The sequence below is a fragment of the Herbaspirillum frisingense genome (genome assembly GCF_047325095.1).
In the GTDB taxonomy this organism is placed as follows: Bacteria; Pseudomonadota; Gammaproteobacteria; order Burkholderiales; family Burkholderiaceae_D; genus Herbaspirillum; species Herbaspirillum frisingense.
Genome location: NZ_CP168558.1, coordinates 4,207,079 through 4,224,625, shown reverse-complemented (window position 1 = coordinate 4,224,625; position 17,547 = coordinate 4,207,079). Strand labels below are relative to the sequence as shown.

Below are 17,547 nucleotides of genomic sequence, written 5' to 3'. Positions count from 1 at the left end.
TCATTTAAAGGAATAAGTTCATCCATATCATGTTGCGATAGAAAAAACTCGCATTGCACCGCCACCGGATTCGGGCGCGGTCGCATCAGCATAGTCAATCAATGAGAAAACTTGGAATAGACGATCTCGCGCGAATGGCCACGTTTGCGCGCGTGGTGGAACTGGGTGCTTTTTCGCGCGCCGCCAAAGCCCTGGGCCTGACCACCTCTTCGGTCAGCCAGCATGTCAGGATGCTTGAGTTGTCATTGCAGGCGACGCTGCTCAATCGCTCCACCCGCAAGCTCAGTCTGACCGAAGCGGGTACGCTGTTCTACAAGCACTGCGCGCACATCGTCACGGCCGCCAGCGAAGCCGAGCAAAGTGTTGCGGTACTGAACAACGAGATGGTGGGAGAGTTGCGCATCGCCGTATCGAGTTTCATGTCCACCCGATACCTGATTCCGGCGCTGCATGATTTCATCAAGCACAATCCCAAGATCAAGTTGCGCTTCGAAGTGGCCGATCACAACATCGACCTGATCGATCACCGCATCGATCTGGCATTGCGTGCAGGTCGCAATCGCCAGCCGGGCGACATCTTCCTCGGACGCTTCGCCGACGTCCTGTGCGCCTCGCCGGAATACCTCGAGAGCCGGCCACCCATCCACTCGCCGGTGGATCTGTTGCAGCATGATTTCCTGCTCTTCAATCCCCATGGCGAACCTTGTTTCCTGGAATTTTCCAACGAGGCCTCAGGCACCGTGCGCGTGCGCCTGCAACCGCGCATCAGCGCCAATCATGCCCGCTCCCTGCGCTTTCTGGCGCTCGATGGTCACGGCATTGCGCGCCTGCTGCAGAACAAGATCGACGAGGATCTCCAGAGCGGACGACTGCGCCAGGTGCTCCCGCAATGGTCGCTGGGCGGTTTCGACATCTTCGTGACCGTGCGTCATCGCGACAACATGCCGGCCAAGGTGCGGCAGTGCCTGGATCATATCGAGCATTACTTTGCATCGATCCTCCCGCTGCACGCCATGCCCGTCTGTGCTGCGGCTTCTGGCTGAGCCTGTATGGCTGCGACAATTTGTCGCGGGCGTGCTTGCGCCAGCGGAGTAAGCTATTGACCCTGCCTCATCCACAGGCATTGCTTCTTTCGTTCAGTCATTCAGTCTTCCAGTCATCTCCAGCCAGACCCACAACATGAAAAAACTCCGCCATCTCCTCCCCCTGGCCCTGCTGGCCAGCCTCGCCTTCACCTCATCGGCCTGGGCGCATGCCCATCTCAAGTCTGCAGCACCCGCCGACCAGGCGGTGGTAGCCGCTGCGGCTGCTCCTGCCGATCTGACGTTGGTGTTTACCGAAGGCCTGAACCTGAACTTCAGCGGCCTCAAGCTGCTGGGCCCTGAGCAACAGGAAATCAAGCTGGGCCAGGCCATGCTGATGGACCAGGGCAAGTCACTGATGGTCCCGGTGCCGTCGCATCTGGGCGCAGGCAAGTACACCGTGCAATGGCATGTGCTCTCGGTTGACGGTCACAAGACCGAGGGAAGCTACCACTTCACCGTCGCCCCTTGAGTGGCGCGGTAGCGCTGCTAGGGCTGTGCCGCCTGCTGCTGGACGGCGCCGCGCTGTTGCTGTGGGGAATGACACTGATGCTGCTGGTGCTGGTGCCGCAGCCCTTGCGCGATGCATTGTGGCAGCGTCTGGCGCTGTGCCGCCGTGTCCTCTGCACCCTGATCCTGCTGGCCGTGGTCGGCACCTTGCCGCTGCAGGCGGCGATCCTCGGTGAGGGCTGGCCAGACGCACTGCGAATGCAGATGCTGACGGCGGTCGCCAATGGCACCTCGATCGGTACGGCATGGTGGTGCCAGCTGAGTGCGCTGGTCCTGCTGCTGGCGGCCGGCCTGTTCCGGGTCACCCTGGCCCAGCGCGCCAGCCTGCTGGCCAGTGCCATTCTCCTGGCGGGACTCTCCCTGACCGGCCACGCAGCCATGCACCAGGGCTGGCCCGGCTTGCTTCACCAGGCCAACGACGTGCTGCATGTCTGGGCCGTGGGCGCCTGGGTCGGTGCCTTGCCGGTGGTGCTGCTGGTATTGCCGCGCCTGCAGCGCAGCGCGCAAGCGCCAGAGACAGCACAGGCGGTGACCATCCTGCGCCGCTTTTCCACGGCTGGGCATGGCGTGGTTGCGCTGGTGTGGTTGACCGGCCTGGTCAACACCTGTTTCATCCTCGGCGGCTTGCCGCTGGACTGGTCGTTTACCTATCAGCGCCTGCTGGCACTGAAGTGCGTGCTGGTGGGCGTGATGGTGCTGGTGGCGCTGTTCAATCGCTATGGACTGGTGCCGGCACTACGCCGCCAACCGCGCGCCTTGGCGCTGCTGGCACGCCTGACCTGGCTGGAGATCCTGCTGTCGCTGCTGGTCATGGCACTGCTGGCCTGGCTGGGGATGCTGCAGCCGGACTGAGGCTGCAGCCTGAGCCGGTCTCAATCGTGCAGGCGTCCCAGGAACTGGCGACAGCGTTCGCTGGCCTGGGCGCCGAAGAAGTGTTCCGGTGTCGTATCTTCCAGCACATGCCCGCCCTCCATGAAGACGATGCGATCAGCCACGTCCCGGGCAAAGCGGGTTTCATGCGTGACCACCAGCATGGTCATGCCTTCCTTGGCCAGTTCACGCATGACGTTGAGCACATCGTCGCGCAACTCAGGGTCCAGTGCCGAGGTCGGTTCGTCGAACAGGATCACTTCAGGCTCCATGGCCAGGGCGCGTGCGATCGCCACGCGCTGTTTCTGGCCTCCGGAGAGCTTGCCGGGATAGGCATCGGCCTTCTCCGCCAGTCCCACCTTGCCCAGCAGCGCCAGGCCGCGTCGCCTCGCCTCTTCGCGGGCCACGCCCTTGACCGAGATCAGTCCCTCGATCACGTTCTGCAAGGCCGTCATGTGAGGAAACAGGTTGAAGGACTGGAAGACCATCGCCGTCTGCTGGCGGATCTGCAGGGTCTTGCGACGGCGCTCGCGTGGCGGCAGTGCCGCCGGTTCGGCCAGCTCCACGCCGCAGATCTCGATACTGCCGCGATCAGGCAGTTCCAGCAGGTTCAGCGAACGGATGAAGGTGGTCTTGCCGGACCCGGACGGCCCCATGATGACCACCACCTCGCCGCGCGCGACTTCCAGATTGACGTTGCGCAGCACCTGATTGGTGCCGAAGGCCTTGGCCAGTCCGCGCACGCGGACGGTACATTGTGCGGCTTGGTTCATTGATAGCGCCTCGACAGTGTCTCTTCCAGCCAGGTTTGCAGCAGGGTGAGCAGTTGATTGATGATCCAGTAGATGGTCCCGACGATGATGAACATGTCCATGTAGCGGAAGGTGGTTGCACCCAGCTGGTCGGCTACGCGGGTCAGTTCCACCACCGTGACGGTGGAGGCCAGCGAGGTGTCCTTCATCAGCGCGATCAGGCGGCTTCCCAGCGGCGGGATGGCGATGCGCAAGCCCTGCGGCAGGATCACCCGCAGCAAGGTCTTCCAGTACCCCATGCCCATGGACCAGGCGGCTTCCCACTGGCCACGGTCCACCGCATTGATGCCCGAGCGGAAGTTCTCGCTCAGATAGGCGGCCGAGAAGAGCGTGAGCGCCAACAAGGCGGCCGGGATCGGGTCGATGGTGATGCCGTAGTTGGGCAGGCCGAAGTAGATCAGCAGAATCTGGATCAGCAGCGGCGTGCCGCGAAATATCGAGACATAGGCAAAGGCCAGCCAGCGCAGCGGCCGCCAGTCGGAAATGCGGGCCAGGGCGATCAGCATGCCCAATGCCGAGCCCAGCAGGAATGAACCGAGCCCCAGGCCCAGCGTGACCAGCACTGCCTTTTCCAGCAGCGGCAGCGCCCTCAGGAACAAATCAACCATACTCCTCCTCCCTGCGATGGCGGACATCGCCTCCGATGTCGCCCTCGTTTTTGTCAGTCATGAATCGATCAGCCCGCTGTCTGTGCTTGTGCATATGCGGCTAGCGCCCGGTCCAGATCGGCGATCAGCAATGTGCTGTCTTCCAGTCCGATCGACAGCCGTACCACCGGCTGATCGGTTGCCGGGAAGGCGCGATTGGCCTGCAGTGCGGCCGGATAGTAGGCCGCCAGGCTATGCACGCCGCCCCAGCTGGCGCCGATGACGAAGTGCTGCAAGCTGTCGAAGAAGCTGTGGAAGGCCTGTTCGGGCCCCGGTTTGAGGATCATCGAGAACAGGCAGCCATGGGTCCGGTAGTCGCGTTTCCAGAGTGCGTGGCCCGGGTCGGACTCCAGCGGCGGATACATCATGCGCTCTACCATCGGATGCTGTGCCAGATGGCGCGCCACCTGCAGGGTGGCACTGCCTTGCGCGGTCACCCGCAGCTTCAGGGTTTCCAGCCCACGCAGTACCAGGAAGCAATCTTCCGGGCTGACCTGCTGGCCCAGGATGCTCTGGGTCTCGCGCAGGATGTCGTAGTGGGCATGATCATTCATGCTGATGCAGCCCATGAGCACATCGGAATGTCCGCCAAGGAACTTGGTGGCCGCCTGGATGCTGAAGTCCACCCCATGGTCGAGACCGGCAAAGCCAAGAGGACTGGCCCAGGTATTGTCGAGCATGGTCAGCACGCCGCGTTGACGGGCCACCGCAGTGATGGCCGGGATGTCCTGCATTTCCATGGTCACGGTGCCGGGGGCCTCCATGCAGATCATGCGGGTATTGTCCTTGATCAGCGCTTCGATGTCGGCGCCCATGTCGGGACGATACAGCTCGACCTCCACGCCCATCCGCGCCAGCCATTTCTCGGCGAAGCTCTTGAGCGCGCCGTAGCAGGCCGCCGAGACCAGCAGGTGGTCACCGCCCCGTACGAAGCCCATGACGGTCGTCATCAATGCCGCTGCTCCGGAGGGTGCGATGACGCAGTGGCGGCCATTCTCCAGTTGCGCCACTTTCTGTTCCAGCAGGCGGGCGGTGGGAGTCCCGGTCACGCCATAGCTGAAACCGTCGGGTTGGCGCTGCTTGCGCTGGACGAAATCCTCGAAGTTGTCGAAGACCACGGTGGAGGCGCGCATCACCGCGGGAGACAGGCTGGCGAAGGCTTCTTGCTGGGAGGTCGGAGTGTTCGTGCTCATGCGATTATTTTGTTAATGTAAAAAAGACGGTCTCAGTATCCGCAAGCCGGACGGGACCAGCAACAGCAGGCGTCACTAACTCTATAAGCGATACTTATACATGGACATGCGAGACATCCAGGTCTTCCGGGCCGTCATGCGGGCCGGTACGACCAGCAAGGCAGCGGCTTTACTGAACGTATCGCAACCGGCCATCAGCCAGTCGATCCGCAAGCTGGAGGCTTCTTCCGAACTGCGTCTGTTCGAGCGCACGCGCGGCCGGCTGGTACCTACGCAGGAGGCACTGGCGCTGATCGTGGAGGTCGACCGCTGCTTCGCCGGCTTCGAGATGATCGAGCACCGCATCCGCAGCTTGCGCTCGTTCGGCCTCGGGCGCCTGGCCATCGCGTCCTTTCCCGCACTGGGGATAGGCTTCATGCCACGCGCCATCGCCGCCTTCGGCCTGGCCGAGCGGCGCGTGCAGATGTCGTTCCAGATCATGAGTTCGCGCGAGGTCTACCAGCAGGTCAGCGCCGGGCAGCTGGACTTCGGCCTGATGGCTGATGAGCTGGCGGTGTCCGGGCTGGAGCATTCGCAGTTCATGAGCGTGCCGGGGGTGATCGTGATGAACGATCGCCATCCGCTGGCCGGCAAGCCGCTCATCACGGCCGATGACCTGCTGGAGCATCCCTTCATCGCCCTCAATCCCGAGGATGCCAGTCGCCGTCGGCTGGAGCAGGAACTGATCCAGCAGGGCAAGGTGCTGCGCCCCATCCTGGAGACACCCTATTCCAATTCGGTCTGCGAGTTCGCCCTGCGCGGGGTCGGCATGGGCATGGTCCATCCCATCCTGGCACTGGACTACGTCACCCGGGGCCTGCGCCTGAAACCGATGGAAGTGGCGGCTCACTTCACCGCCTTGCTGGTATTTCGCCCTGGCGTTCCCATGTCCGAAAATGCCAAGGAATTGCTGCGTGTCATGCGCATCCAGATGGAGTCGGACATGAATGCGCTGCGTCAGGTGCTGTATCAGAAGCCGGGTGCGTTCTGAACAGGTCCTGGCCTGTCCGTAATGGTGCGTCGCGCACATCCTCTGGGCAAATCGGCAGCCTGTAGGGAAGCAGGCTGGCACTGCATGCCACGTTCTCCTCACGTGGCGTAAGGGGTTGAGGCCAGCCGCGTTCTCCATCACGGCTGCCCGGTGCTGGTGCGGCATTGCAAAATCCCTGGCCTGTTCGGTGCATAGTCTATAAGTTCTGCTTATCAGGTTAGAAACCCGCTCTCATTGCCGGGGCGCCGGTAGCGCCGCAAAATGGGCCTCGACATTCATCAATCATCGAGGGGAGCAGCACCATGCAAATGCGTCATGTCATGTTGAAACTATGCGGGTCGGCGCTATTGGGGTTGGCCGCCGGCACGACGGTGGCACAGAACATCCCGGCCGATATCCTGGCCAGTGCACGTGCGGCCGGCGTGATCCGCATTGCCAACACCCAGAGCAGCCCGCCCTGGAGCCTGATCGACGACAAGCTGCAGCCGGCAGGCTATGACGTGGAGGTCGCCAAGGAAGTGGCACGGCGCATCGGCGTGGCCAAGGTAGTGTTCGTGGCCGACAGCTTCAAGAATTTCGTCGAGGGACTCAAGGCCGGCAAGTATGACCTGGTCATGAATGACCTGACGCCAACGCCGGAACGCGAGAAGCAGGTCGATTTCGCGGCGCCCTATGGCGTGGAGGACTTCCGCATCTTCGTCCTGTCCAGCAATTCCACCATCAAGGATCAGCCCGATCTCAAGGGCAGGAAGGTCGGCGTCACCACCGGCACCAGCAACGAGACCTGGGCTCGCGCACATCTGAAGGAGTCCGATATCCGCACCTATGACAATGGCGGTTTCGTGTTCAATGACCTGGGCAACGGGCGTATCGATGCGGTCATCAGCTCCCATTTCGGCGGCATGAAATACGCCAACGTCAACAAGCTGCCGATCAAGGAAGTCGGGCCGGTCCTGATCTACCAGCTTTCCGCGCCGGCCATGGTCAAGGGGCAGCCGGCACTGAAGGACGCGGTCAGCAAGGCAATTGCCGACATGACCCGCGATGGCACACTGGACCGGCTGGCACGACGCTGGGTCGGACCCGAGTTCGACATGGTGGGCGACATCCAGCGCGCTCTCAGACAGCAGTGAAACCCTGGGAAAAGGAGCCATCCATGGAGAATACCTTGCGCAGGTCGTTGCAGCGGCTGCTGAGGCTGCCCACACTGACATTGACACTGACACTGGGCCTGGCGGCGGGCACGGTACTGATGCTGCCGATGCTGTCGGCGCAGGCAGCGGCCGACGATTCCCTGAGCCGCCTGCAGCAGGCCGGGGTGGTCAGGATCGCCAATACCCAGACCAGCCCGCCCTGGAGCTACCTGGACGACAAGAACCAGCCTGATGGTTATGACGTAGCGGTGGCCCGCGAAATCTTCCGCCGCATCGGCGTGGCCAGGATCGAGTTCATCGCTGACAAGTTCAAGAACTTCGTCGAAGGCATCAATGCGCGCAAATACGACGTCGTCGTCAACAGCATGGCGCGCACGCCGGAGCGGGAAAAGGTGGTGGATTTCACCTTGCCCTACACGGTGCAGGACTTCCGTATCTGGGTCAACGCCAGCAATACCGATATCCGTGACCGCGCCAGCCTGAAGGGCAAGAGCGTTGGCGCCAGTGCCGGCACCGCCAATGAAATGTGGGCGCACAAGAACCTCCCGGACTCGCAGGTACGCGCCTACGAAGGGGGCGGCTTCCTCTACAACGATCTGGTGAGCGGCCGTCTGGATTCGGTGATCGACTCCTATTTCAACGGCTACAAGATGAAGACCATCAACAACCTCCCGGTAAAAACGGTCGGTGCGCCGCTGGTCTATTCGCTCGGTGCGGCCGTATTGCCCAAGCACGCCGACGCACTCAAGGCCGCCATGGACAAGGCGATCACCGACATGATCGCGGATGGCACGTTGCAGAAGATCGCGCAGCGCTATGTCAGCCCGGAGTACGACATGGTCGGCAACATGAAGAAGGCGATCGATCACTGATCCGCGCACATCTGGCGTGTTCCTCAATACCTGAAGCATCCGATACGCCGGTTACATCCGATACACCCGATATATCCAATACATCCAATACATCAGAACATCACATGGCAAGCAATCCCATCAAGAGCGACGTCGATTTCGATGCCGACGGCAAGCAGATCGGTTTTCTGCGGCTTCCGCACTCCGTCCACCGGTCTGCCTACGGCTGGCTGCCCATTCCGGTGGCTTCGATCAAGCGCGGCGAGGGACCGGTGGTCATCGTCAGCGCGGGTACCCACGGCGATGAATATGAAGGACAGATCATCGTCTCGCGGATGATCCGCGAGATCCAGACCGAGATGGTCAGCGGGCAATTGATCCTCCTGCCCATGGCCAATGCCCCGGCCGCCGAGGCCGGTCTGCGGACCTCGCCGCTGGATGACGGCAATCTCAACCGGCTCTATCCAGGCGATCCTGCCGGCACTCCCTCGCAGGTGATCGCCCACTACATCGAACATGTGTTGCTGGCCCGTGCCGATTACATGCTGGACCTGCATTCCGGCGGCAGTTCACTGATGTACGACGGCGCCAACATGATGGGCCTGGAGCCACGCGATGCGGAAGAGGAACAGAAGGTCACGGGCCTGCTCAAGGCCTTCGGTCTTCCCAAGGCCTTCCTGTACCAGCCTAACCCGGTCAATGTCACCGCCGCGGCGCGCCGCCAGGGGGCGATCTGTTTCCTGACCGAACTGGGTGGCGGTGGTGGTGTCGATGCCGCTCTGGTGCGGCAGGGCATGCAGGGTGTGCTGCATCTGCTGGGCTATATCGGGCTGTTGCAGGGCAAGCTGGTGCCGCCGCGACCACCCGCCGATGCGCGGCTGATGGCCATCGACCGCAACCGGCATTATGTCTATGCCATGGACCACGGCGTCTATGAACCGCTGGCCGAGCTGGGCGAAGTGGTCAGGCAAGGGCAGGCGGCGGCCCTGATCCACTTCCCCGACAATCCGGTGCGCCCGCCCGAGACGGTGAGTTTTGCCGCCGATGGTGAGATCGTCTGCAAGCGCGCCATCGCCCAGGTCAGACGCGGCGATTGCATCTTCCAGCTGGCCAGCGAGCGCAAGTCCTCACTCTGAGGCGCTACCATGCGCTCGCTGACTGGGCCGGACGAGATCACCTGACCCCGGCCGCCGCTCCCAGCCGATCGAAGTCCGCATCCAGCTTCTCCAGCGAGGTCCGGATATGCTGCTGGCGCGCCTTGATCCAGGCGTCCTGGCGGCTCACCCGTTCATTGGCCTCGCGCAGCATGCGGTCCATCTCGGCCGGTTGCGGGCCGCCCACGGTGGCGCGATTGCGCACGATGGCAACCGGGTCCAGGGTGCTGCGGAACTCCTGCTCCGACATCGGCAGTACTTGCGGGAATTCGGAATTGAGTACCGCCTGCGTGTAGATGCGCTGCGCCTGGGCGTAGGGGAAGTCCAGCGGACGGATGTCGTTGGCCTTGGCATATTCCACCACCTCCGACGCAAAATGATGGCCCACCCGGAACGGCAGCTTGTACTTGCGCATCAGCACGTCGGCCAGTTCCTGGGAGGCGGTCCAGTCGCTGTTGAGTTCTTCCAGCGCGCGCTGGGGATTGATGATCAGCGCATTGAGGATGCTCTCCCAGTTCTTCAGGACCTTGGCCGCATTGAGGACCATGGCCTTGTTGGCCTTCACATCCTTGGGGTCGCTCATGCCGGGCGGGATGTTGTGTGCCTGCAGGGCCGCGCCCATGCCTTCGGTGAGTACCGTGGTGGCATCGCGACGGGTGCTGTTGAGCAGGCCCGGATTGCGCTTCTGTGGCATGGCTGAGGAGACGTAGGTGTTCTCGCCCCCTTCCTGCAGCAGTATCCAGGGACGGGGCTGGGCATACTGCGTCATCACGTCCTGAATGAAGGTGCCGGCATGCAGGGCGATGGACGAGACCACCGCGCCGGCTTCCACCGGCTCATCCACCGCCGACAGTTGCGAGGCATCGTAGGCGTTGTCGACGATGGCACCGAAGCCCAGATAGTCCGCCATGCGCTGGCGGTTCAGCGGCCAGCTGGTGCCGTTGAGCACGGTGGTTCCCATCGAGGAACGGTCGATGCGGACATAGGCCTCGCGGATGCGCTGGGCATCGCGGTCCAGTGCGGCGGCAAATCCCAGCAGGTAGTGGCCATAGCTGTTGGGCTGGGCCGCTACGCCGTTGGTGTAGTTGGGCACGATGGTGTCGCGCTGGCGCGCTGCCAGCTTCACCATGGCCGCGGTGGTGGCATTGAGCTGGGTCGCCAGGGCCAGCATGTCTTCGCGCAGGATGGCCGAACGCATGGTGGCCAGCATGTCCTGGCTGGAGCGGCCGGCATGCAGCAAGGTGATCTGCGGGCCGGCCGCCTGGATCAGCAGCGGCTCGAAGGTGATGACCAGGGTAGGGCGCTTGGCGCCCGGCTGTTCGGCATCGGCCAATACCTTGCGGATGCCCTTGACGACGAGCGGGGTCATCGATTTGTCCAGCAGGCCTTCGTCGGTATTGATGACGGCAGTGGCCTTGTTGATCTCGCCTAGCCAGAAGAATTCGTCGTGGCGTTGCTGCTGCTGTTGTGGCTGTGGTGGCTGCTGCTGCGGTTGCTGGGCATGCAGCGGGGCCGTCAGGGCCAGCAGGGCGCTGGCAAGGGCAATCGTGGAAAGTTTGTACACCTGGGTCTCCGTGGGTATTTGGCGATGATCGTTGTTGAGAGGGCAAACCGGGTTTGCCGGGTGCCAATCTTATCCGGCAATTGCGATTCTGTTTTGTCCCGCCTCGGCTGACCATCCAGGCGCAGGGTGCTGCCACGATGGCCGCCCCTTGCACCTGCCGGGCAAGGCGCCTCAGGACACGCTGTCGACCAGGGTTTCGCCGCCGGAGACTTCCACCACGGTGCCGGTGACGTAGGGATTGGTCATCAGGAACAGGGCGGCATGGCCGATGTCCTCGGCGCGGCCGACGCGGCGGGCCGGGAATGCTGCGGCCACTTTCTCCTTCAGGCCGGCGCGCACCTCGGCCGGCAGGAAGCCCCACATGTCGGTATCGGTGAAGCCGGGGCGCAGGGTGTTCACGCGGGTCGGTGCCAGTTCAATGGCCAGCGCGGCCGACAGGGCTTCCACGGCTGCAAAGGCAGGTGTGACGGCCGCGAAGCCGGGCTTGGGACGTACCGCCAGGCCACCGCTGAGGAAGGTGATCGAGCCCCCGGCACGCAGCAGCGGCGCGGCATGGCGGGCACAGGCCCAGCTGCCGAGGTACTTGCCTTCCATGTAGCTGCGCGCGCCTTGCATGTCGGCGTCCATGAAACCGCCCCAGCTGCCGATGTCGGGTGCGGCGGTCACGACCAGGTGATCGAAGGCACCGATGCCCGCGAAGGCCTGGCGTACCGAGGCTTCGTCGCGCATGTCCAGGCTGACCTGTTCGAAGTTGCCCAGGTCTGCGCGTTCCTGAATGGTCGCCACCCTCCGGCTGGCAACTACGACCTGGGCCCCCGCCGCCTGCGCTGCCTGCGCAATGCCCAGGCCGATGCCGCTCTTGCCGCCGACCACCACCACCTTCTTGCCGGCGAGGTTCAGGGAGGGGGCTGCAGCGAGGGGCTGATGTGTAGATGTGCTCATGTTCAATTCTCCTCAAAGGAATGTTCAGGAGGCGCCGCTATAGCGCCGGTGCCGGTCGGGAAGCCAAAGGCTGCCCGGTCAACGTGAGGAAATCGTAATTCCTGTCGATGTTGATGATAATCAGGTGGGATTCGATTACTCTTATTCCAATATGGAATAAATCCCTGTTCGCCATCCTGATGACAGGACGAAGGCAAGGCAGGGCAACACCGAGGAAGACGGAAGATGGACAGATTTCATGAACTGAACGCCTTTGTCGCCGTGGTCGAGGCCGGTGGCTTCTCGGCGGCGGCGCGGCGGCTGGGCGATTCGCAGTCGGCCATCAGCAAGTCGGTCAACGCGCTGGAAAAGCGTCTGGGCGTGCAGTTATTGCAGCGGAGCACGCGCAGCGTGCGGCTGACCGAGCACGGGCGCCAATACTACGAGCGCACCCAGCCGCTGCTGGAAGAGATGGCCCAGGCCGATGGCGAGATCATGCGCACTACGCTGGAGATCTCCGGCCCGGTGCGGGTCGCGGCGGCGGCGACCTTCGGCCGGCTGCACGTCCTGCCGCTGCTGCCGGCGCTGCTGGGGCGCTACCCCGGGGTGCGGCTGGACCTGCAACTGGCCGATGGCGTCAACGACCTGCTGGCCGAGGGCATCGACCTGGCCATCCGGGTCAGTCCGGAGCGCCATCCGGATGCGGTGGTCAAGCGCATCACCAGCAGCCCGCTGGTGTGCGCCGGTTCGCGCCACTATTTCGCGCAGCACGGGGTGCCGGCCACGCCGCAGGCGCTGGCGCATCACAACTGCCTCATCTACAAGGACATGCGTGAATGGCACTTCACCGGTCCCCAGGGGCGGTTCAGCGTGCCGGTCAGCGGCAACCTCTCGTCCAATACCGTGGAGACCATCCTCAGCGCGGTGCAGGCGGGCCTGGGCATCGGCATGTTCAATCGCGCCTCGCTGGTGGAGCCGGAGCAAGGGCGGGGCAGGGGAACGCAGCAGGACGCGGAGATCATCACCGTCCTCGATGACTTCATCGACGACACCCGCGACATCTGCCTGGTCTGGCCGCGCCGCCGCTTCATCCCGGCCCGGGTGCGGGCGGTGACGGATTTCTTCGCCGAGGCGCTGGCTCCGCGCCTGTAATCGCCCTTGCGATGGTCCTTGCGGGCAGTCGGAAGGGGAGACGCGTTATACTGTGCTTATATACAGTTAAACGCCCCAGATGCATCCCATGGCCGCCGTTTTGGACCCCACCCACCGTTTTTACTACCTCGGCAACTTCCAGCAGGTTCTGGACTGGCTGGCGCAGCGCTATGGCGATCTGCTGAACGCGGAAGAACGCGACTTCATCACGGCCTTCCCCCGCTTGCCGCTGGCTTCGCGCGCACTGTTCGTGCGCATGATGATGCGTAAAGGTGAACTCTTTCGCGTCAGTAAACTGGCCTATCCGGAGATCGATTGTTCATTGCAGGCTTTACGTGGCCTGCCAGGGGCCTGGGTCGAACATGACCCTGTGCTGAGCCTGCAGCAGTTCGCCCAGCTATCGACCCGGGTCGAGCTGCTGGTGCAGTTCGATTCGCCGGCCTTGCGCTCGCCTGCGTGCAAGGCCCTGCGCAAGGACGCCTTGTTGTCGCTGCTGGCTGAGGATGCCGCCCACGGTCATCCGCGGCCTTTTTCGCAATGGCAGCACAAGGGCAGCGACCAGGCCGTGCGCTTGCTGAACCGGCCGCTGTGCGAACGCCTGCGGCTGATGTTCTTCGGTAACCTGCGCCAGGACTGGAGCGAATTCGTGCTGGCCGATATCGGCACCCTGCGTTATGAGCGGGTCACGCTGGGGCCGGAGGCCAGGGGTTTTCGCAGCCGTGCCGACATCGATCTCTATCTGCAGCTGCACGCCTGTCGCCAGGCCTACGAGGCCGGCACCGCCGCGGGCAGCCTGTTGCCCATGCTGCCCCACGGCGCGTTCGACAATCCCTGGCTGGACAGTCGGCGCCAGCGATTGATGTTCCGCATCGGCCAGTTGTTCGAGAAGGAGCAGGACCTGTCCCAGGCGCACGCCGTCTATGCAGGCTGCGCCTATCCGGGGGCCCGCGCGCGTGCCATCCGCGTGCTGGAAAAACTGGGCCGCTTCGGCGCCGCGCACAGCTTGCTGCGCACTGCGCAACAGTCGCCGGAAAGCGAAGCGGAGCGCCAGCATCTGGCACGCATCGCACCGCGACTGGCGCGTCAGCTGGGGCAGCCGGCACCGGGGCGGCGCCGCGCCGCTATTGTCGATCGCCTGGACCTGAACCTGCCCCGCCAGGGCGCTGCACGGGTCGAACTGGCGGTGGGCGATTACCTGCAACGGCAGCAGCCAGAGGCAGCGGTGTTCTACATCGAGAATGTGCTGGCCAATGCCCTGTTCGGCCTGCTGTGCTGGGAGGCCATCTTCGCTGCCATTCCTGGCGCCTTCTTTCACCCCTTCCAGCGCGAGCCGGCTGACCTCTTCAGCGCCGACTTCCATGGGCGCCGGCGTGCGCAGTTCGAGCGTTGCCTGGCACGGCTGGAGGATGGCAGCCATCGCGCCGCCATCCTGGCCACCCATGATGCCAAGGCCGGCGTGCAATCGCCCTTCGTGGCCTGGGGTGGGCTCACCCGTGAGCTGCTGGAACTGGCGCTGGACTGCATCCCGCCCTCGCACCTGCGCTTGTGGTGCCTGCGCATCCTGGAGGACGTGCGCGAGAACCGCAGCGGCTTCCCCGATCTGATCCAGTTCTGGCCGCAGCAGCGCAGCTACCGCATGATCGAAGTCAAAGGCCCCGGCGACAAGCTGCAGGACAACCAGTTGCGCTGGCTGGACTATTGCGCCCGCCACGGCATGCCGGTCTCGGTGTGCTACCTGCAGTGGGAGGCACTGGCTGCATGAGCTTTGTTGCCGCACTCTCCATGCCTCCCGCATCCGCCGCATCCACCAACGCATCCACGGTGGCGCCTGCCACGGACGAGGCGCCGCGCTACCGCGTCTCCGTGCGGGCCCTGTGCGAATTCACCGCCAAGGTCGGCGATCTGGACCTGCGCTTCACGCCCACCCCCACCGCGCAGGAGGGCATCGCCGGCCATGCCATCGTCGCCGCCCGGCGCGGTGAGCACTACCAGAGCGAGGTGGCGCTGGCGGCCGAGCATGGCTCCTTGCACGTGCGCGGTCGCGCCGACGGATACGACCCGCAACAGCAACTGCTGGAAGAGGTCAAGACCTATCGCGGCCAGCTCTCCAGCCAGCCCGAGAACCATCGGCAGTTGCATTGGGCGCAGTTGCGCGTCTATGGTCACCTCATGTGCGAGAAGCTGGACCTGCCGCAGATCAGGCTGGCGCTGGTGTACTTCGAGATCGGCAGCCAGCAGGAAACCCGCTTCGAGGAGACCCGGCCCCGCGAAGAACTGGCCAGCCTCTTCGCCAGCCAGTGCGAGCGCTTTGCACGCTGGGCCGCGCAGGAACTGGCGCATCGCGCCGCCCGCGATACTGCCCTGCAGACCCTGGCGTTTCCGCATGGAGATTTCCGGCCCGGTCAACGGCAACTGGCGGAGGCCGTGTTTCGCGCCCATCGCAGCCGCCGCTGCCTGCTGGCGCAAGCGCCGACCGGTATCGGCAAGACCCTGGGCACCCTGTTCCCGGCGCTCAAGGCGGCACCGGAGCAGCGACTGGACAAGATCCTCTTCCTCGCCGCCAAGACACCCGGCCGGCAACTGGCGCTGGACGCCGCCGCCATCCTCACGGGCAGGGATGGCCAAGGCCTGCCGCTGCGGGTGCTGGAGCTGTGCGCCCGTGACAAGGCCTGCCAGTATCCGGACCGCCTGTGCCGGGGCGACTCCTGCCCACTGGCGCAGGGCTTCTATGACCGTCTGCCGGCAGCGCGCTCGGCCTGCCTGGAGGCTGCGCTGCTGGACCGCCAGCGGCTGCAGGAGATCGCCCTGGCGCACCAGGTCTGCCCCTACTACCTGGGCAGCGAGATGACGCGCTGGAGCGATCTGATCGTCGGCGACTATAACTACTGGTTCGACGGCGGTGCCATGCTGCACGCGATGGCACAGGCCCATGAATGGCGCGTCAGCGTGCTGGCCGATGAGGCGCATAACCTGGTGGCCCGCGCCCGCAGCATGTACAGCGCCCAGTTGAGCCGCGCCGGCCTGCGCGCGGCACGGGCGGTGGCACCCCCGCCGTGGCACGGCCGCTGCAGCAGCTGGCGCGTGCCTGGACCACGGCGACCAAGGGCGCGGATCTGCCGTATCAGGTGCTGGAGGCGCCGCCGGCGCGCCTGGTCGATGCCCTGAGCAATTGCATCGCCACCCTCAACGACTACCTGGCCCAGGTGGCGGTGCCGCTGGAGCCGGCCCTGCGCGATTTTCATTTCGATGCCATGGCCTTCGTCCGGCTGGCCGAGTCCTTCGGCCCGCATTCGCTGTTCGACCTGACGCGCCACGACCAGCGTGACAACCTGCTGTGCATCCGCAATGTGGTGCCGGCGCCTTTCCTGGGGCCGCGCTTTGCCTTTGCGCAGTCGACCACGCTGTTTTCGGCCACGCTGGCACCCTGGCATTATTTCGCCGACCTGCTGGGCATGCCGCCGTCGACCGCCTGGATCGATGTCGATTCGCCATTCCACGCCAGCCAGTTGCAGGTACGGGTGGCGCGCGAGATCTCGACCACCTGGCAGCGTCGCGCCGCGTCCATCGATCCCATCTGCGCCCTGATGGCGCACCAGTACCGGCAGCAGCCGGGCAACTACCTGGCCTTCTTTTCCAGCTTCGACTATCTGCAGCAGGCCCGCGATGCGCTGAACCGCCTGCATCCCGACATTCCCACCTGGCAACAGTCTCCGCGCATGGCCGAAGCCGAGCGTGATGCCTTCCTGGCGCGTTTTGCCTGCGGCGGGCGGGGCATCGGCTTTGCCGTGCTGGGTGGTTCCTTCGGCGAGGGCGTGGACCTGCCGGGCGAGCGTCTCATCGGCGCCTTCGTCGCCACGCTCGGCCTGCCGCAGTTCAATCCGGTCAATGAACAACTGCGCGAACGCATGCAGGCCCTGTTCGGCGCTGGCTATGACTACACCTATCTCTATCCCGGACTGCAGAAAGTGGTGCAGGCGGCAGGGCGCGTCATCCGCACCGAAACCGATCAGGGCACGGTCTGGCTGATCGACCAGCGCTTCGCCCGCCCGGAAGTCCGGGCCCTGTTGCCAGGCTGGTGGCAGGTGGGGCAGGGGTAGCGCAGCTGCTTCCCCGTCCACTTTCTGTTCTGCTTCCTCTTCCGCTCCACCTCCCGTCCCCTCCGTGGTCCACTTGTTGCTTGATGGACGTGATGTTGCTTGATTGTCACGCAATTGGATTAAGTCACGACAGCGCAGCATGTCGCCCCGACAATTCGGGTTGTGCTTGATCAGCCTCTATCAGGGTTTTCCCGAGTGACAAGTTTTTGGGATCGCATACGATAGCGTTGCGTTTTCCGCCGCCGGTGACGACGAGCCGCCAGCACATCGGTCGCCCGGCGCCAGAGCAGGCGCTCAATGAAATGTTGTTCATCTGCAGTCGGAAATTTGTGAGCGGTGTGCAGGTAGATGTGCCAAATCTGCGACGGATTTAATTGCAAAGTGTCACTAATAGGCGACAAGAGCATTGCGAGAAAGATAAGATGCTGACCTCGTCCTTCAGCATTTCCTACCGGGAACTGAACAGCTTTTTAACGAAATTTTTCAACTTTTGGTCAATTGAAGGTTGCG

At 63.8% G+C, this 17,547-nt stretch carries 14 protein-coding genes and 1 pseudogene; 10 read left to right on the top strand and 5 right to left on the bottom strand.

Annotated elements, in window-relative coordinates; genetic code table 11:
• The first annotated feature begins 134 nt into the window (after positions 1–134).
• From ACEOAC_RS19365 to copD, 3 genes are all read left to right on the top strand, one after another.
• A complete protein-coding gene (locus ACEOAC_RS19365) occupies positions 135–1,043 on the top strand; it encodes a LysR family transcriptional regulator (RefSeq protein ID WP_241812057.1) in 909 nt (302 codons plus the stop codon).
• A 136-nt stretch (positions 1,044–1,179) separates the two neighbouring features.
• On the top strand, positions 1,180–1,554 hold the full coding sequence (copC, locus tag ACEOAC_RS19360) for a copper homeostasis periplasmic binding protein CopC (RefSeq protein ID WP_413444375.1): 375 nt from the start codon (positions 1,180–1,182) through the stop codon (positions 1,552–1,554).
• Entirely contained in the window at positions 1,551–2,444 is an 894-nt protein-coding gene (gene copD / locus ACEOAC_RS19355; RefSeq protein ID WP_413444376.1) for a copper homeostasis membrane protein CopD, read from the top strand. The genes copC and copD overlap by 4 nt, the downstream gene beginning before the upstream one ends.
• Before the next feature lie 20 nt (positions 2,445–2,464).
• On the opposite strand, the gene ACEOAC_RS19350 is transcribed toward copD, so the two are convergent.
• The 3 genes from ACEOAC_RS19350 to metC form a co-directional block, all read right to left on the bottom strand.
• The gene (locus ACEOAC_RS19350; protein WP_077237687.1) at positions 2,465–3,235 is read right to left on the bottom strand and encodes an amino acid ABC transporter ATP-binding protein; all 771 of its coding nucleotides are present in this window, start codon (positions 3,233–3,235) and stop codon (positions 2,465–2,467) included.
• Positions 3,232–3,882: an amino acid ABC transporter permease gene (locus ACEOAC_RS19345; RefSeq protein ID WP_077237688.1), complete on the bottom strand. Its 651-nt coding sequence runs from the start codon at positions 3,880–3,882 to the stop codon at positions 3,232–3,234. The genes ACEOAC_RS19350 and ACEOAC_RS19345 overlap by 4 nt, the downstream gene beginning before the upstream one ends.
• 68 nt (positions 3,883–3,950) lie before the next feature.
• Positions 3,951–5,114, bottom strand: a complete 1,164-nt coding sequence (gene metC / locus ACEOAC_RS19340; RefSeq protein ID WP_413444377.1) for a cystathionine beta-lyase — start codon at positions 5,112–5,114, stop codon at positions 3,951–3,953.
• Positions 5,115–5,214: 100 nt separating this feature from the next.
• Between metC and ACEOAC_RS19335 the strand changes: the two genes are divergently transcribed.
• The 4 genes from ACEOAC_RS19335 to ACEOAC_RS19320 all read left to right on the top strand — a co-directional run bounded on the left by ACEOAC_RS19335 (position 5,215) and on the right by ACEOAC_RS19320 (position 9,285).
• Positions 5,215–6,144 (top strand): LysR substrate-binding domain-containing protein, encoded by a 930-nt coding sequence (locus ACEOAC_RS19335; protein ID WP_077237690.1) that lies wholly within the window; start codon positions 5,215–5,217, stop codon positions 6,142–6,144.
• Positions 6,145–6,446: 302 nt separating this feature from the next.
• Entirely contained in the window at positions 6,447–7,277 is an 831-nt protein-coding gene (locus ACEOAC_RS19330) for a transporter substrate-binding domain-containing protein (protein WP_413444378.1), read from the top strand.
• A 23-nt stretch (positions 7,278–7,300) separates the two neighbouring features.
• Complete coding sequence (locus tag ACEOAC_RS19325; protein ID WP_413444379.1) at positions 7,301–8,170, top strand: transporter substrate-binding domain-containing protein; 870 nt, start codon at positions 7,301–7,303, stop codon at positions 8,168–8,170.
• A gap of 104 nt (positions 8,171–8,274) precedes the next feature.
• On the top strand, positions 8,275–9,285 hold the full coding sequence (locus ACEOAC_RS19320) for a succinylglutamate desuccinylase/aspartoacylase family protein (protein ID WP_241812051.1): 1,011 nt from the start codon (positions 8,275–8,277) through the stop codon (positions 9,283–9,285).
• A gap of 37 nt (positions 9,286–9,322) precedes the next feature.
• Here the strand turns inward: ACEOAC_RS19320 and ACEOAC_RS19315 are convergent, their stop codons facing one another.
• Both ACEOAC_RS19315 and ACEOAC_RS19310 read right to left on the bottom strand, forming a co-directional pair.
• On the bottom strand, positions 9,323–10,867 hold the full coding sequence (locus ACEOAC_RS19315; RefSeq protein WP_413444380.1) for a lyase family protein: 1,545 nt from the start codon (positions 10,865–10,867) through the stop codon (positions 9,323–9,325).
• A 171-nt stretch (positions 10,868–11,038) separates the two neighbouring features.
• Complete coding sequence (locus tag ACEOAC_RS19310) at positions 11,039–11,809, bottom strand: SDR family oxidoreductase (RefSeq protein ID WP_102661171.1); 771 nt, start codon at positions 11,807–11,809, stop codon at positions 11,039–11,041.
• A gap of 225 nt (positions 11,810–12,034) precedes the next feature.
• Here ACEOAC_RS19310 and ACEOAC_RS19305 point away from each other — a divergent pair, with 225 nt between their 5' ends.
• The 3 genes and pseudogenes from ACEOAC_RS19305 (at position 12,035) to ACEOAC_RS19295 (ending at position 17,037) form a co-directional block, all read left to right on the top strand.
• Positions 12,035–12,940, top strand: coding sequence for a LysR family transcriptional regulator (locus ACEOAC_RS19305; protein ID WP_413628532.1), 906 nt, complete (start codon positions 12,035–12,037; stop codon positions 12,938–12,940).
• Positions 12,941–13,019: 79 nt separating this feature from the next.
• Positions 13,020–14,702 carry a VRR-NUC domain-containing protein gene (locus ACEOAC_RS19300; protein WP_413445556.1) on the top strand — a complete coding sequence of 561 codons (1,683 nt, stop codon included), beginning with the start codon at positions 13,020–13,022 and terminating at the stop codon, positions 14,700–14,702.
• Positions 14,703–14,722: 20 nt separating this feature from the next.
• Positions 14,723–17,037, top strand: a pseudogene (locus ACEOAC_RS19295) (ATP-dependent DNA helicase).
• Positions 17,038–17,547 lie beyond the last annotated feature (510 nt).

Coding starts and splice junctions, on each gene's coding strand:
- ACEOAC_RS19365 (WP_241812057.1), top strand. CDS start 135: ATGGCCACGTTTGCGCGCGTGGTGGAACTGGGTGCTTTTTCGCGCGCC.
- copC (WP_413444375.1), top strand. CDS start 1,180: ATGAAAAAACTCCGCCATCTCCTCCCCCTGGCCCTGCTGGCCAGCCTC.
- ACEOAC_RS19350 (WP_077237687.1), bottom strand. CDS start 3,235: ATGAACCAAGCCGCACAATGTACCGTCCGCGTGCGCGGACTGGCCAAG.
- ACEOAC_RS19345 (WP_077237688.1), bottom strand. CDS start 3,882: ATGGTTGATTTGTTCCTGAGGGCGCTGCCGCTGCTGGAAAAGGCAGTG.
- metC (WP_413444377.1), bottom strand. CDS start 5,114: ATGAGCACGAACACTCCGACCTCCCAGCAAGAAGCCTTCGCCAGCCTG.
- ACEOAC_RS19335 (WP_077237690.1), top strand. CDS start 5,215: ATGGACATGCGAGACATCCAGGTCTTCCGGGCCGTCATGCGGGCCGGT.
- ACEOAC_RS19330 (WP_413444378.1), top strand. CDS start 6,447: ATGCAAATGCGTCATGTCATGTTGAAACTATGCGGGTCGGCGCTATTG.
- ACEOAC_RS19325 (WP_413444379.1), top strand. CDS start 7,301: ATGGAGAATACCTTGCGCAGGTCGTTGCAGCGGCTGCTGAGGCTGCCC.
- ACEOAC_RS19320 (WP_241812051.1), top strand. CDS start 8,275: ATGGCAAGCAATCCCATCAAGAGCGACGTCGATTTCGATGCCGACGGC.
- ACEOAC_RS19310 (WP_102661171.1), bottom strand. CDS start 11,809: ATGAGCACATCTACACATCAGCCCCTCGCTGCAGCCCCCTCCCTGAAC.
- ACEOAC_RS19305 (WP_413628532.1), top strand. CDS start 12,035: ATGGACAGATTTCATGAACTGAACGCCTTTGTCGCCGTGGTCGAGGCC.
- ACEOAC_RS19300 (WP_413445556.1), top strand. CDS start 13,020: ATGCATCCCATGGCCGCCGTTTTGGACCCCACCCACCGTTTTTACTAC.